The sequence below is a fragment of the Enterococcus sp. RIT-PI-f genome (assembly GCF_001297065.1).
Lineage (GTDB): Bacteria > Bacillota > Bacilli > Lactobacillales > Enterococcaceae > Enterococcus_D.
In genome coordinates this window covers 51234-66992 of record NZ_LHOX01000011.1, presented here as the reverse complement: position 1 = coordinate 66992, position 15759 = coordinate 51234, and the positions used below count along the sequence as shown (strand labels likewise).

The 15759-nt window shown below is 42.7% G+C and carries 16 protein-coding genes; 14 read left to right on the top strand and 2 right to left on the bottom strand.

Annotated features, from left to right (window positions below; translation table 11 throughout):
• Window positions 1–88: 88 nt before the first annotated feature.
• From AEQ18_RS04050 to AEQ18_RS04025, 6 genes are all read left to right on the top strand, one after another.
• A complete protein-coding gene (locus AEQ18_RS04050) occupies window positions 89–964 on the top strand; it encodes an SPFH domain-containing protein (protein ID WP_054115087.1) in 876 nt (291 codons plus the stop codon).
• A 3-nt stretch (window positions 965–967) separates the two neighbouring features.
• Window positions 968–1462, top strand: a complete 495-nt coding sequence (locus AEQ18_RS04045; RefSeq protein WP_054115086.1) for an LURP-one-related/scramblase family protein — start codon at window positions 968–970, stop codon at window positions 1460–1462.
• A gap of 187 nt (window positions 1463–1649) precedes the next feature.
• Window positions 1650–2522: a fructokinase ScrK gene (gene scrK / locus AEQ18_RS04040; RefSeq protein WP_054115085.1), complete on the top strand. Its 873-nt coding sequence runs from the start codon at window positions 1650–1652 to the stop codon at window positions 2520–2522.
• 123 nt (window positions 2523–2645) lie between these two features.
• Window positions 2646–3383 carry an alpha/beta fold hydrolase gene (locus AEQ18_RS04035; RefSeq protein ID WP_054115084.1) on the top strand — a complete coding sequence of 246 codons (738 nt, stop codon included), beginning with the start codon at window positions 2646–2648 and terminating at the stop codon, window positions 3381–3383.
• A 108-nt stretch (window positions 3384–3491) separates the two neighbouring features.
• Window positions 3492–4448, top strand: a complete 957-nt coding sequence (trhO, locus tag AEQ18_RS04030) for an oxygen-dependent tRNA uridine(34) hydroxylase TrhO (protein WP_054115083.1) — start codon at window positions 3492–3494, stop codon at window positions 4446–4448.
• A 279-nt stretch (window positions 4449–4727) separates the two neighbouring features.
• Window positions 4728–5666 (top strand): 2-dehydropantoate 2-reductase, encoded by a 939-nt coding sequence (locus tag AEQ18_RS04025; protein WP_054115082.1) that lies wholly within the window; start codon window positions 4728–4730, stop codon window positions 5664–5666.
• A 64-nt stretch (window positions 5667–5730) separates the two neighbouring features.
• Here the strand turns inward: AEQ18_RS04025 and AEQ18_RS04020 are convergent, their stop codons facing one another.
• On the bottom strand, window positions 5731–6519 hold the full coding sequence (locus AEQ18_RS04020) for a PHP domain-containing protein (RefSeq protein ID WP_054115081.1): 789 nt from the start codon (window positions 6517–6519) through the stop codon (window positions 5731–5733).
• 132 nt (window positions 6520–6651) lie between these two features.
• Here AEQ18_RS04020 and AEQ18_RS04015 point away from each other — a divergent pair, with 132 nt between their 5' ends.
• From AEQ18_RS04015 to AEQ18_RS03990, 6 genes are all read left to right on the top strand, one after another.
• Window positions 6652–7521: an AraC family transcriptional regulator gene (locus AEQ18_RS04015; protein WP_054115080.1), complete on the top strand. Its 870-nt coding sequence runs from the start codon at window positions 6652–6654 to the stop codon at window positions 7519–7521.
• A gap of 208 nt (window positions 7522–7729) precedes the next feature.
• Window positions 7730–8806 carry a Gfo/Idh/MocA family protein gene (locus tag AEQ18_RS04010; protein WP_054115079.1) on the top strand — a complete coding sequence of 359 codons (1077 nt, stop codon included), beginning with the start codon at window positions 7730–7732 and terminating at the stop codon, window positions 8804–8806.
• 28 nt (window positions 8807–8834) lie between these two features.
• Window positions 8835–9590: a sugar phosphate isomerase/epimerase family protein gene (locus tag AEQ18_RS04005; protein ID WP_054115078.1), complete on the top strand. Its 756-nt coding sequence runs from the start codon at window positions 8835–8837 to the stop codon at window positions 9588–9590.
• Window positions 9587–10306, top strand: a complete 720-nt coding sequence (locus AEQ18_RS04000) for a ThuA domain-containing protein (RefSeq protein ID WP_054115077.1) — start codon at window positions 9587–9589, stop codon at window positions 10304–10306. The genes AEQ18_RS04005 and AEQ18_RS04000 overlap by 4 nt, the downstream gene beginning before the upstream one ends.
• Window positions 10303–11271 (top strand): sugar phosphate isomerase/epimerase family protein, encoded by a 969-nt coding sequence (locus AEQ18_RS03995; RefSeq protein ID WP_054115076.1) that lies wholly within the window; start codon window positions 10303–10305, stop codon window positions 11269–11271. Before AEQ18_RS04000 ends, AEQ18_RS03995 begins: the two co-directional genes overlap by 4 nt.
• 22 nt (window positions 11272–11293) lie before the next feature.
• Complete coding sequence (locus AEQ18_RS03990) at window positions 11294–12322, top strand: Gfo/Idh/MocA family protein (RefSeq protein WP_054115075.1); 1029 nt, start codon at window positions 11294–11296, stop codon at window positions 12320–12322.
• Between the two features lie 45 nt (window positions 12323–12367).
• Here AEQ18_RS03990 and AEQ18_RS03985 read toward each other — a convergent pair whose 3' ends face one another.
• Window positions 12368–13279, bottom strand: a complete 912-nt coding sequence (locus AEQ18_RS03985) for an ArsR/SmtB family transcription factor (protein WP_054115074.1) — start codon at window positions 13277–13279, stop codon at window positions 12368–12370.
• Between the two features lie 241 nt (window positions 13280–13520).
• Between AEQ18_RS03985 and AEQ18_RS03980 the strand changes: the two genes are divergently transcribed.
• Both AEQ18_RS03980 and AEQ18_RS03975 read left to right on the top strand, forming a co-directional pair.
• On the top strand, window positions 13521–14786 hold the full coding sequence (locus AEQ18_RS03980; RefSeq protein WP_152911878.1) for an extracellular solute-binding protein: 1266 nt from the start codon (window positions 13521–13523) through the stop codon (window positions 14784–14786).
• 64 nt (window positions 14787–14850) lie between these two features.
• Window positions 14851–15759, top strand: coding sequence for a carbohydrate ABC transporter permease (locus AEQ18_RS03975; protein ID WP_082348596.1), 909 nt, complete (start codon window positions 14851–14853; stop codon window positions 15757–15759).

Sequence of the window (15759 nt, the reverse complement as noted above, 5' to 3'; positions counted from 1 at the left end):
TTGGTCCTGTTAAAAAAATGCGTAAGAACATTTGCAGACTTGAAACAACCGCGGTAAGATGGAGAGAATAAGACAAAGGAGGAACAAAATGAAAGAAAAACAAACGTTTCATGTGAATGGGTATTTGGCATTGGTGGTTTTGATTGGGTTGTTGATCGGTGGTGCCTATATGTTTTATGACGGTGCGGTCAATGAACGCGCATTTGAGATCATCATCGGTGTGGTTTTGTGGATCATTTCTTTTTTATTCCTCAGCTCACTGACCATCGTGCAACCGAATCAAGCCAAAGCGATTTTGTTTTTTGGTCAATATTTAGGCACGATCAAAGCCAATGGTTTGTTCGTGACCACACCATTGACACAAAAGATCAATGTATCATTGAAAGTCCGCAACTTTAATAGTTCTTTATTAAAGGTCAATGACTCTGATGGCAATCCAATCGAGATATCGGCGGTGGTCGTGTTCAAAGTCGTTGATACCGCAAAAGCACTGTTCGACGTTGACTACTACCAAAACTTTATTGAGATTCAAAGTGAAACGGCAGTTCGCCATATTGCCAGTCAATATCCATATGACACATTCAATGATGACGACATCACCCTACGTGGGAATACCAATGAAGTGTCAGCCGAATTAGCCAAAGAGTTGCAAGAACGGTTAGCTGTTGCTGGTGTTGAAGTGATCGAAACGCGCTTGAATCATTTGGCATATGCGACAGAAATTGCCAGTGCAATGCTGCAACGACAACAAGCCAAAGCGATTCTTTCCGCCCGCCAAATCATTGTTGAAGGGGCCGTTTCAATGACACAAATGGCTTTAGAACAGATCGAAGATGGCCAAGACATCAATTTTACAGATGACCGTAAAGTGCAACTGATCAATAATTTACTGGTATCGATCATTACCGATAAAGGCACGCAACCAGTGATCAATACCGGAGATGTCAAAGAAAAAGGAGTCTAACAGATGAAAAAACTCTATATCAAGCAAAAGGTATTTAGTATTGGTGAAAAATTTACTGTCATGGATGAGCAACAAAATCCCCGTTACTATGTGGAAGGCAGTTTTATGCAAATTCCTAAGCGTTTTAAGATTTTAGATGAACAACGACAACCAGTGGCAGAGATCACCAAGAAAGTCTTTAGTTTGCTGCCAAAGTTTTTTGTTGAAGTCCATGGCAAAGAAGCCATTGTCTTATCTAAACAATTGACTTTTTTCAGAGCAAAATACGACATTGATGCAGAAGGGATCAGTGTTGATGGCAACTGGTGGGATATGGACTTTGTTGTCAACCGCCATGGCAAACGAGTCGCTGAGATCCACAAAAAATGGATCTCATGGGGAGATACTTACGAAGTCGTGATTTATGAAGAAGATATGGACGATTTGATCATTTCTTTGGTTGTCGCCATTGATCGTGTCAAAGCAGATGACAATGCAGCAAGTTCAGCGAGTTCTTAACAGAGAAAGATCTGCAGGATGCAGGTCTTTTTTTTGTCCGTGAGGGAAAAATAGACAAGTGAAAGTGAAACCGGTTAGAATCTTATGGTCATAGGGTTTATTCATGGGATAAGTTTTGTCGATTGCCTAGTATTTCCAATAAAAGTTAGTTAAAATGAAGTATCAACCAAAGAAAGAAGTGGAGCACATGTTATACGGTTCGATCGAAGCCGGCGGCACGAAATTTGTTTGCGGCATTGGCGATGAAGAAATGACGATCAAAGAACGGGTTAGTTTCCCTACCACAACACCTGATGAAACGATGGCGTTGGTGATTGACTTTTTTAAACAATATCAAGACCAGTTGGCGGGCATCGGGATTGGTTCTTTTGGACCAATCGATATCCATCATGAGTCACCAACTTATGGCTATATTACGTCAACGCCAAAGTTGGCATGGCAGAATTTTGACTTTATCGGCACGATGAAAAAAGCATTTCCTATACCGATTTCATGGACAACAGATGTCAATGCGGCAGCTTACGGGGAATATGTTTTTGGCAATGGCAAAGGCCGTCGCAGTGTTGTCTATTATACGATAGGTACCGGCGTGGGCGGTGGTGCGTTGCAAGATGGCCGTTTTGTTGAAGGGTTCAGCCATCCTGAGATGGGTCATGCTTTGGTCGTGCCTCATCCTGATGATGATTTCAAAGGCAGTTGTCCGTTCCATGGCAATTGTTTAGAAGGCATGGCTGCAGGACCAGCAATTGAAAAACGATTAGGCAAAAAAGGCCAAGATGTGTCAGAGGATGATCCATACTGGGCCATTGAAGCCAGCTATATTGCCCAATGTGCCTATAATACGACATTGATGCTCTCACCAGATGTGATCATATTTGGCGGCGGCGTCATGAAACAGCGGCATATGCTGGAAAACGTCCATCAAGCATTTCAAAAACTGATCAATGGCTATGTAGAAACGCCGGCTTTAGATAAATACATCGTTACGCCAGCACTAGAAGACAATGCGGGAACATTAGGCTGTCTGGCATTGGCAAGAGAAGCAGTTTTACACGCATAGGAAAGCGAAGACCATGCCATAGCTGGCATGGTCTTTTTCATGATAGGCTGACTAGGGGCGTACAAAGGGAACTTGCTTTGCAGAAAGCTGGACATTTCGTATACTTAGAAAGAGGTGGAGAAAATGAAAGTAGCAGTACGCAAAAGAAAAATCGGCAATATTCCTGTGTTAGAAGTGGTACCGGAGGCGTTGATCTATGAACCGTTACCACTGATCATTTATTATCACGGCTGGCAAACCAGCAAAGAGTTGGTTTTGACCCAAGGGAGAAAGCTAGCACGCGCCAACTTTCGAGTGATTTTACCAGACGCCGCCAACCATGGCGAAAGAAAAACTGCTTTATCGGAAATTCCGTCCCTAACGTTTTGGCAAAGTATTCAAACGAACTTGTTCGAGTTTGCATACTTAGTAGATTTCTTTGAAAATTTAGGTTTAGTCAATGGACAAATCGCAGTCGGCGGCGTTTCGATGGGGGGCATGACCACTTGCGGTCTTTTGTGCCAACATCCTGAAATCACTGCGGCTGCCTGTATCATGGGTTCTCCTTCCATGATCAGCTATCGGGCGCGCATCCAAACCCATGCAGGCGCAGCTGGCTTTTTTGTGCCAGACGATTATGCGAAGCTATTGGGTTGGATGGACGACTATGATTTACAATCCCAACCAGAAAAATTAGGTCAGCGACCGTTGTTGTTTTGGCATGGGACTCAAGATGAAAAGATCCCCTATCAAGATGTAGAAGCTTTCGTAGAGGCAAATCCTGATGCCAACCTACAGTTTATCTCCCGAGAAGAACGGCATTTGGTTCGCGGTGAAACAATGGATCAAGTCACAGCATTTTTCGTCACATCGCTGCAGTGAGCAATGTCGCAGCAACTGGCGAAATTGTGTGAAAAGGTACAAGCATAAAACTCGTTTTTTGTCACGAGATAACCTATACTGTAGTGTGCAAAAAAAGGAGGAATTATTGTGAGTTACCGTGTCTTATTGTTTTACAAATATACAACTATCGAAGATCCAGAAAGCTTCGCAAAGGAGCATTTAGCATTTTGTAAAGAAAACGACATCAAAGGTCGTATTTTAGTCGCAAAAGAAGGTATCAACGGCACGCTTTCAGGAACGGTCGAAGCGACAGATGCCTATCGGGAAATGATGGAAGCTGATCCTCGTTTCCAAGGCATTTTTTATAAGGTCGATGAAGTGGCAGACCACGCCTTCAAGAAAATCTTCGTCCGTCCAAGAAAAGAATTGGTTTCATTGAATCTTGAAGATGATATCGATCCATTAGAAATGACTGGGAAATATTTAGACCCGAAAGCGTTCAAAGAAGCATTGTTGGATGAAGATACAGTTGTGATCGATGCCCGAAATGATTATGAATATGATTTGGGTCATTTTCGTGGTGCGGTTCGCCCAGACATTCGCAGTTTCCGTGAATTGCCGCAATGGATCATCGACAACAAGGAACAGTTTATGGACAAAAAAGTGGTCACATATTGTACCGGTGGTATTCGCTGTGAAAAATTCTCAGGTTGGCTCATGCGGGAAGGCTTTGAAGATGTTGCCCAATTGCATGGCGGCATTTTTGCCTATGGCAATGATCCAGAAGTACAAGGAGAATTGTGGGATGGCAAAATGTATGTCTTTGATGAACGCATCAGTGTGGAAATCAATCACGTAGACAAACAAGTGATTGGCCGTGATTGGTTTGATGGGACACCATGTGAACGTTACGTGAACTGTGCCAATCCTGAATGTAACCGTCAATTCTTGACGTCAGAAGAGAATCAAGCTGTGCATTTAGGTGCCTGCAGCTATGATTGTGCCACGCACGAACACAACCGCTATGTTGAAAAACATGGCATTTCCGAAGCCGACAAGGAACGTTTATTGGCGAATTTTGCGGTAGAAGCTATGCACGCATAAGTAGTTTGGCGTGAAAAGATAGGGAGTGAAATACTTGTTAGTTGGACGGTGATGACCGTGTCGGCTAGCAAGTATTTATTTGTGGTTGCAAGCGGTCAACCGTTTACACGAGGCAGAGCGTACTGTAAGGAGTATTGTACGTTCTTTAATTATCAGAAAAATCAAACTATTCCAATTCGCTTTTTCTTAAATTTTCTTGCTTGAAACGCAAGCCTCTCGCATATTTGGGCAATTTAGAGTAAACTATACCTAATTGTCAGATAGGAAAGAGGAAGATAGATGAAAATTGTTATTGCTGGTGCTGGTGCGATGGGTAGTCGCTTTGCGATCATGTTGAAAAGAGGCGGCAACGAAGTGACGTTGATCGATGGTTGGCCGGCGCATATCGAAGCGATTCGGGCACATGGGTTGAGAGCCAATTTGAATGGAGAAGAAATCGCCATTCCATTTCCAATCTATGCGCAACAGGAAATCCCCTCAGACACACAAGCAGATTTGATTTTGGTATTTACTAAGGCGATGCAATTGGATCAAATGATGCAAACGATCCAGCCGATGATCGGTGAAGAAACGAAGATGCTTTGCCTTCTAAATGGCATCGGCCATGAAGATACGATTGAAAAATATGTAACTGCTGACAAAATTTTTCTAGGGAACACCATTTGGACGGCAGATTTGATTGGCCCTGGTCAAGTGCGCTTATTTGGAGAAGGCTCAGTAGAATTGCAGAATTTGAAACCAGGGTATGAAACTGAAGCGAAGGAAGTCGCGGCTGTCTTGGCAGCTGCAGGTCTACATGCTGCATATTCAGAAAATATCCGTTATTCGATCTATCGCAAAGCCTGCGTCAACGGGACATTGAATGGCTTATGCTCGATTTTAGATGTCAATATTGCCCAGTTTGGCAGTACCTCAACAGCTCGGAAAATGGTTGAAACGATCGTTGCAGAATTCGCTGCTGTTGCGCGACATGAAGCGGTCGAATTAGATATTCCAGAAGTGGTTCGGCATATTGAAGAAACGTATGATCCAGCAGGGATCGGCATGCATTATCCATCTATGTACCAAGACTTGATCAACAATCACCGAAAAACAGAAATCGATTATATCAATGGCGCCATTTCACGCAAAGGTAAGAAATACGATGTACCGACGCCTTATTGTGACTTTTTGACGCAATTGATCCACGCGAAAGAAGAAGTGTTGGAAGCGAAGTAACAGCGTTCGAAAAGAAAAACGGGTCTGCAGGATTGCTGCAGATCCGTTTTGTTGTAAATAGCCATTATGCTTCCGGCAAATCCGTCATCATCCGTTCCGTCCCTTGAAACACAGCCAATTCTGTCACGTCAAAAGAACGCAGCAGTTTGCTCATCGCAGCAAAATCCAGACGATAATCACTGGCTACATGCGCGTCAGAACCAAGGGTGAAGAGTTTGCCCCCCACGCTTTGATATAAAGGGATCGCATACTCGTACAAATGGGCATTCTTGTATGGTCCAAAACTTTTGGCATTGATCTCCATCGCCAATTCTCGCGCCACGATTTTCTTGAAGATCGTTGTCAATTCAGTTTCAAAATGCTGCGCCAATTCTTCTTGACTGAAATCAAAACGGCGCAATCCATAATCAAAATGGGTCATGATATGGCCTTCAGGAAATGAGTCGAGGACGGTTGACATCTGTTCAAAATAGATTTTTGCCACGTCGAATTTGTCTTTTTTCAAGACAGCATCATCCATATAATCAAAGGTACCGTTTTGATGGATACTGATCAGTTTCAAATCATAGGGATGATCATGGAGATAGTCGAGAATCTGTTGTTCTTGGCCGGGAACTACGCCAATCTCAATCCCTTTCAGCAAGTGTGTGCTTGTGGTATCTTGCAATTGCTGATGCTTTTCGACTAGACGCTGATAATCAGGAATATCATCGTGGAAATTCGAATAGGGATTTTTTAGATCAAAGTGATCTGTCGCTACAAAAAATTCAGGCTGGTACGCCAAATAATGTTCAAATTGTTCATTGGAATCGAAGGATAAAAAGGTGTGCAAATGTTGGTCATAGTAGTTCATAAAAAGCCTCCTTTTTCTGAATACGATACCACAAAAAGCCAGTAGAAACCATGCTCTTGCAGAAAAGGTTTTCTCTTCTATTCATTTTCTATTATAATAGACTACGAATAGCTGAGAAGGAGCCGTCAGTCGATGAGTATGTATCTAGAAATTCCGGAATTTGAAAGTGAATTTCGTTTTCGCACGTTTTTAAATGATGGATTAACGATCGTTTACCCCCACGTACATAAAGAAATCGAGATTATTTATGCGAAGCGCGGCACAGTCAATATTGGTGTTGATGATACGATCGTTGAACTGCGGGAAGGGGATTTGTATCTTTTTGCCAGCGGTCAGCCGCATTATTTTCTGGCATCACCGGAAAGTGAGCGTTATGTCTACCAATTTGATTTGAAACTATTTGAAGAAGCCTTATTAAGAGAATCTGAAACGTCTCTTTTACGTTTGTTTGAAGAAGGCGAGCCACATAGCCGTGAATGGCCTGATAGTTTTACAGAGAAAATCACAGGTCTGTTGACTGAGTTGTATCAACTAGAAGAAGAGAATGTCCGAGGAAAGCGTTATTTGATGATGGGCTTACTCTATCAAATCATTGGAGAATGTTATCAAAGTTTACCCAAACGTCAGAAAGTCCATGGTACGTTGAAGCGTTCTGCTGCCCAGTACAAAGAAACGTTGCAACGATTGAATCAAGTCTTCGAGTATATTGAATCACATTATCAAGATGTGCTGACGATGGAAGAAACTGCGCGCTATGTTGGGTTTAGTCCCCATTACTTTACCCGTTTTTTTAAGACCAATACTGGGAAAACATTTATGCAATTTTTGACGGAGTATCGGATCAATCAGGCCAAATTTATCTTGGCCAATCAAAAAATACCGATGGCAGAAGTGGCAGAGAAAGCAGGATTTGCCAGTGTAAAAACCTTCCATCACGTCTTCAAGGAAACGGTAGGTCAATCGCCATTACAGTACCAAAAACAACTGAATTTAAATGAATAATACACAACTTGCTGGGATCCACGGCAAGTTTTTTTGTCGCTAAAAGGCACCTGTTCCCAATCCGAAATAAGCACGTCCTGGCATATTTGGTGAGAATTCCATAAGATAAATTTCGGGAATTTTTTCCATGGAAAGCGGGAAGAAGTTCGTTTTCGGGTTCGTTATAATAAGCTTATAGAAAATAAAAAGCGTTTTCAGGAGGAAAGTTATGACAGTTAAAGTTGGAATCATTGGTTGTGGTGGGATTGCGAATGGCAAGCACATGCCTGCATTGTCACATGTTGAAGAAGTAGAAATGGTGGCATTTTGTGATTTGATCGTTGAACGTGCAGTGGAGGCAAAATCTGTTTTCGGAACAGAAGATGCACAAGTGTTCAGTGACTATCAAGAGATGTTGGCACAAGCGGATCTTGATGTGGTTCATGTGTGTACACCAAATGCCTCTCATGCAGAATTATCGATTGCTGCGTTAGAAGCAGATTGCCATGTGATGTGTGAAAAACCAATGGCCAAAACCACTGAAGAAGCCAAGGCGATGATCGAAGCCGCGAATCGTACAGGCAAAAAATTAACGATCGGCTACCAAAACCGATTCAGAAAAGATTCTCGCTACTTGCATGAAGTTTGTTCAGAAGGCCAACTAGGCAACATTTACTTCGGGAAAGCCCATGCGATTCGTCGTCGTGCAGTACCGACATGGGGTGTTTTTCTAGATGAAGAAGCCCAAGGCGGCGGTCCGTTGATCGATATTGGTACCCATGCCCTAGATTTGACCTTGTGGATGATGAACAATTACAAACCAAAATTCGTGGTCGGCAAAGCCTATCATGAATTATCACAAACCAAAAATGCAGCCAATGCATGGGGCGCATGGGATCCAGAAAAATTCTCTGTTGAAGATTCTGCCTTTGGTTTTGTTGTGATGGAGAATGGGGCAACGATTTTCCTTGAAGCAAGCTGGGCTTTGAACAGTTTGGACGTCAAAGAGGCCAAAACAACGCTGATTGGCAGTAAAGCCGGTGCAGACATGAACAATGGCTTGACGATCAATGGCGAAGACCATAGCTTACTTTATGAAAAAAATATTGAATTAGAAACTGGCGGCGTTGATTTTTATGAAGGCACTGGAGAAACACCTGAGATCCTAGAAGCCCAATCATGGATCCAAGCGATCATCAATGATACAGAGCCGGTCGTAAAACCAGAAGAAGCAATGGTCGTGACCGAGATTTTAGAAGCTATCTACAAATCATCAAATACAGGTGAACCTGTCTATTTGGGCTAGAGAATAGAAGCGCATGGGAGGAACGGACATGACGAAACCAAAAATTGGCGTACAACTATGGAGCATCCAGGATGCCTGTAAAGAAGACTTTGCGGCAGCGTTGCAAACGGTCAAACAAGCAGGCTATGACGGGGTTGAATTTGCCGGTTATTATGATCACTCTGCGGCGGAAATTGCCGCGCTGTTAACTCAGTTATCCCTTGAAGCAGCGGCTTCTCATATTCCCTATGAAGCGTTGCTGCCTGATAAGATCCAAGAAACATTGGCGTTTGAACAAGCAATTGGCAACACGCGTATCGTGATTCCTTATGCCAGTTTTGATACTGTTGAAAAATGGCAGGATTTTGCCCAATCACTGAAAGACATTGCCCAACAGGTCCAAGCGGCAGGAATGGCTTTATATTATCATAACCACGCCCATGAATTTACCGAAATTCCTGATCGATCCATGATCGACACGTTGCTGAAAGACAACCCATCTTTAAGATTAGAAGCGGATCTGTATTGGTTGGCATTTGCCGACGTGGATGTATTGCCGTGGCTGACGGCGCATCGAGAAACAGTTGGATTGGTCCATATCAAAGATATGCAAGCACAACCAAAAGAAAGCACCGAAATCAATCGAGGTATCCTGCCAATCAAAGACTATGTGGAGGCAGCAAAAGCCCTTGATTTGCCATGGTTGATCGTTGAACAAGAAGCGTTCCAAGCCTATGGCCCGTTAGAAGCAATTGCCATTGATTATTTACAATTGAAAGAGATCGTAGAGGAGGTCCACCAATGATTCACGTCACAGTCTGGAATGAATTTCGTCATGAAAAAACCGATGAAACAGTCCAAAAAATGTATCCAGAAGGCATACATGGTCAAATCGCTGCTTTTTTGGGCGCGGACGACTTTGAAGTGCGAACAGCAACATTAGATGAACCAGAGCATGGGCTGACGGAACAAGTATTAGCCGATACAGATGTCTTGATATGGTGGGGACATATGGCCCACGATGAAGTCGATGACACGATTGTCGCAAGAGTCCATCAGCGCGTGTTAGAAGGAATGGGCTTGATCGTTTTACATTCTGGTCATTTCTCAAAAGTATTCAAAACCTTGATGGGTACTTCTTGTGATTTGAAATGGCGTGTCGATGACCGCCATGCCCGGGTGTGGAATGTCAATCCAAGCCATCCAATCGTGGAAGGTGTCGGAGAATATATTGAATTAGAACAAGAAGAAATGTACGGTGAACATTTCGATATCCCTGCGCCAGATGAACTGATTTTTGTCAGCTGGTTCCCAGGGGGCGAAGTGTTCCGCAGCGGGTGCACATTCCGACGTGGAAATGGCAAAATTTTCTATTTCCAACCAGGACATGAAACATTCCCGAGCTATTATAACGAGAAAGTCCAAAAAGTCATCAAAAATGCTGCCCGTTGGTGTGCGCCAACGGAAAACAGCTATCCCTATTACGGGCACTTTCAAGCATTAGAGGAGGAAATCAAATGAAATTAGGCGTATTTACACCTTTATTCAACCAATTAAGCTTTGAAGAAATGATCGATGAAGTAGCCAAAAAAGGCTTGCAAACTGTGGAAATCGGCACTGGCGGTTCTCCAGGGAATGCCCATCTAGATATCGATCGATTACTAGAAAACGAAGCTGCACGCAAAGAATATTTAGCGAAGTTAGCAGACAAAGGATTATCGATTTCTGCATTAAGTTGTCACAACAATCCTATTTCGCCATTAAAAAATGAAGCCCAAGAAGCAGATGAATTGCTGCGCAAAACGATCAAACTAGCAAGCTTGATGCAAGTACCCGTAGTCAATGGTTTTTCTGGCGTCTCCGGTGGGAATGCGACAGACACACAAGTCAACTGGCCAGTCCTGCCATGGCCGACTGAATACGACGACAATTACAATTACCAGTGGGACCAAAAGCTAATTCCATATTGGAAAGGCATCAACCAAGAAGCTGAGGCAGCCGGTGTCAAAATCGGTATTGAATTGCACGGTGGATTCTTAGCCCACACACCCTATACAATGCTGAAACTTCGAGATGCTGCCGGTAAAGCGATTGGCTGCAATCTTGACCCAAGTCATTTATGGTGGCAAGGCATCGATCCTGTAGCCGCAGTCAAAATCTTAGGGGAAGCAGATGCCATCCATCACTTCCATGCCAAAGATACCTATTTGGATCAAGACAACATCAATATGCATGGGTTGACAGATATGCAACCATACAGCAATGTCAAAACCCGGGCATGGACATTCCGGTCAGTTGGATGCGGCCATAGCCTGCAAGTCTGGTCAGATATCATCTCTGCACTGCGCATCTATGGGTATGACTATGTCTTGAGTATCGAACATGAAGATCCAATCATGTCCATCGATGAAGGGCTGACACGAGCGATCAGTAATTTAAAAACGATCATGATTCGCGAAGAAGCCTCATCTATGTGGTGGGCGTAAGAACGGAAAGGTGGTTCAAAAAATGAGTGCAATCAACTTTGCAGTAATCGGCTATGGCGGCATGGGCGCTTACCATGTGCACAATATTATGCCGAATGAAAACGAACGAATCCATATCGTAGGTACGTACGATATTTCAGAAGAACGGCAGGCTATTTCGCAAGAGAAAGGCCATAAAATCTATAAAAGTTATGAAGACGTATTGGCAGACGCAGAAATTGAAGCGTTGCTGATCGCAACACCAAATGACTTGCATAAAGACTTATCGATCGCAGCACTGCGGGCTGGCAAACATGTGGTGTGTGAAAAACCGGTTGCTTTGAATGTCGCGGAATTAGATGAAATCATGGCTGTTGCAGAAGAAACAGGCAATACATTTATGGTCCATCAAAACCGACGATGGGACCCTGATTTCTTGATCGTACGAGAATTGTACCGCAACGGACAAATTGGGGACTTGTTCCAATTGGAATCACGGGTCCAAGGTGCTAACGGTATCCCTGGTGATTGGCGACATGTCAAAAAACAAGGTGGCGGTATGCTGTTAGATTGGGGCGTGCATCTGCTAGATCAACTGTTGTGGTTGGTGGATAGTCCAGTGAAGGATGTTAAAGCAGACTTAAGCTATGTCTTAGGTGAAGAAGTCGATGATGGATTCTTCAGTCTGATCACCTTCGAAAATGGCGTTAAAGCAATCGTCGAAGTCGGAACGTCCAACTATACACAGTTGCCACGCTGGTATATCAAAGGAACAGAAGGCACGGCAACGATCACGGATTGGTCATTGAATGGTGAAATGGTTCGGGCAACGGGTCGAGAAGATGTTGCCGCACCAAAACCAGTGCAAGCAGGCGTAGGTTTGACCAAAACAATGGCACCGCCATCCGAATTAGCAGCCGAGAAAGTCCCATTCCCAACGGCAGAAGCGGATTTCGATCCATTCTACAAAAACTTTTACCATGTCGTGCGTAATCAAGCAGAACCAATCGTGAAAAACGAAGAAGTGCGGCAAGTGATGTTGCTGATTGAGCGAATATTTGCAAGTGCATAGAGAAAAAGGATCACGGACCAAATTATTGGTCTGTGATCCTTTTTATTAATTATCTAAATAATAAACATTCACAAGGATATTTTGATTATGATTCCCGAATCCTTTACCAAATAAGGTGAGTCCGCCTTTGTTCTTGGCATGTTCTTCGATTTCCAACCGTAACTTGATAAAGGGAGAATCATGCAGGTGCAAATCATCGATCGTGACCTCTGAATAAGATTCACCATCAATTCCGGTGTCTAGTTTGTTGATCCGAATGTGTTTGAGCAAGCCATATTGACTAAAGCGATCATTCCACCAAAGGGGTGTATAGCGACCTCTGGTGTCTGAGAAGTTTCCAGGAACCGTATAGATAGCTACTTTGACATCGTTGACAAAAATCGAAATATCACTTGGCCAAATGTTATTGGATAGTGGGAATTCCGACGCCAATTCAAGACTGATTTCTAACAATTCTGCTGTTTCAGACTCTTGCAAAAGGTTTGGGATCTTGTACTCCACAAAGCCTTCGCTAAACCACAACAGCCCTGCGTTGACACGATTGGAATCTAAGAAATACTTAGGATCATCCGATTTGCCAACCACTTCTTTGACTGTTGCCAAACCACAGGTTGGGTTGACGGAAAAATCAGTGAAGTGACCAATGCTGAGATCAGTTGAGTGCAACTTAAAGGCTTGGTAGATTCTTTCGGGAAATGTGATATGGATATCGTCTACTTTTAAAAAAACCATTTTTTTATTGCGATTGGCGCCAATCCCTCTTTCCGAATCTAATAACCCAGCATCTTCCATTTGCTGTACATGGCGGGTGGTGATCGCATTGCTGATCTGTAATTCTTTGGCGATCTCACTGATGCTTTTCTTTTCGCTGCCGATAAAGTGAATCATTTTTAACCGTGTTTCGCTCGCTAATGCTTCATACACAGCAAGTGAGTGTTTCGTTAAATCAAGTTCCATTGCTTCATCTCCTTAACTTTTAAGTTAAACTAAATGCAGGGGTCTTAGGTAACATTTCTATGTTCATTAACCAATGAGTTGTTTTTACTAAATTAATATACCATAGCATTGACAGCGCTTGCAATAGATGATAATTTAATTTTTGTAAACGGAAACAACAAAATACTAATACTAATTAGTTAAAGTATAAGTCGTGTATAAAGATTAACGAATTAACTAATTGGTAAAATGGAGGATGGCAATGAAAGCGAATAAGATGGCAAAGTGGTTGGTGATGGGTGTCTGTGCAGGTCTCTTGGTTGGTTGTGGCAATTCGTCTAGCAGTTCGGGAAGCAGCAAGAACGAAATCACGTTTTGGAATCCATTTACGGGGGCAGATGGGTCAAATATGGTGGCCATGATCGATGCCTATAACAAAACAGATCCAGAATATAAAATCAAAAATGTGTCCTTAAAAGAAGGGGATATGTATGCAAAGATCCCAACGGTTGTCAATTCAGGCAAGAATATCCCGGATTTAACCATCGTCCATGCGGAACGGATCAAACAATACAACGATAATGGGATGCTAGAAAGTTATGATGATTTGCTGGGAGATTATGAAAACATCAATGCTGACAATTATGTTGCTGAAGCTTGGAACCTTGGAGAATTAGATGGCTCTCGCTACAGTGTACCGCTAGATATTCACAGTTGGGGAACTTATTACAACAAAGATTTAGTCGAAAAATATGCACCAGGTGCGTTGGATGACAATATTTTGACATTTGATGAGATCAAAGCAGCCGGAGAAAAAGCAGCTGCAGATGACGTTCGTGGTATGGCTGTTACTTGGGTCAAACCAAATTTCTTATCGTTGATGAAACAATACGGAGGTGCGTTGACTGAAGATGGCACAGAGCCAACTTTAGATACGCAAGCATCTAAAGATGCCATCGGCCTATGGAAAGAAATGTATGACGAAGGTGTGACAACAAAAGATGGTGAAGATCCAACACAATTATTCCTTGCAGGTAAATTGATTTTCTTCCCAGAAGGTATCTGGTTGCAAAACAATTTGAAAGACGCGGAATTTGAATGGGGATTGACCAATTCACCACAGTTATCTGATGATTTAAATGAAACAGTCAACTGGGCTTCTTCGCACCAATTTGTACGATTCAACAGTGAAGAACGTACAGATGAAAAAGAAAAAGGCATCATGGATTTCTTAGAATGGTTACGTACGAATTCACTTGAATGGGCGAAAGCTGGTCAAAATCCTGCCTCATTAGATATTTTGAATGATGAAGAATACCAAGAAATGCCGCAATCAATATTCATCTCAACACCAGAACAACAAGCAACATTGAGCATCTTCGATTATAAATACAACGGATATGTTGCAGAATACTTAGATGCCCATGGCTTTGATACGATTTTTGGCAAACAAGAAATCGATGACTTTACGTCTGGTATGCAAAAAGAAGTAGCAGACAAGATAGCAAAAGATAGTTCGAACAAATAAACATGAACGGTATCAGCTTGGTTCTGTGCTGATACCGTTTTTCTTCAAGAAGGGAGCATGATGTATGATCACGTCGATGGAAAAAACCAAGACGGTCAAGAAATCAACAACGAAAGAATGGTCTGCCTGGCTATTTGTCGCACCCCATTTAATTATTTTTGCTATATTCTTTCTCATTCCAGTTGTTTTTGGGATTTATATTTCCTTCACAGATTGGGATTTATTCAATGCGCCGACATTTGTCGGTCTGGATAATTACAAAGAATTGTTCTTTAATGTAGATTCGACGTTCTATACCCAGTTAAGGACTGGTTTGACCAATACCTTTATTTTTGTTCTTTGTGCGGTGCCATTTTGTATTATCGTTCCGCTGTTATTGGCAGCTGCACTGAATACCAAACCGTTTCTGAGTAAAGTATTTCAGTCTATATTCTATATGCCTTCACTTTTCGCCATTTCTGCCATCGTCATCATTTGGACATTGGTTTTTAACGTGAACTATGGCCCAATCAATTCAATCTTCAACACATCCACACCTTGGACTGGTACGCAGCCATATGCGTGGATTGCATTGGTTGTTGTCACTGTATGGTGGACGATTGGCGGAAATATGATTATTTATCAAGCTGCCTTGAATGGTATTCCAAAAGATTATTATGAAGCGGCGGATATCGACGGCGCTACTGCTGTTCAAAAGTTCTTTAAAATCACGTTGCCGTCCATTCGCGGACAAATCTTATATACCGTTGTGATGACGACGATCGCACAATTCAATGTGTATGGACAGCCCTTGATGCTAACTGGTGGCGGACCGAATAATTCGACGCGGGTATTGCTGATGTATATTCAACAGAACGCCTTCGGATCAGGACAATCGATTGCGGGGATTGCCTCAGCAATGGCAGTGATCTTAGGGGTATGTATCATGATCGTTTCTGCAATTCAATTCAAATTTCTACGTGTTAAAAGATAA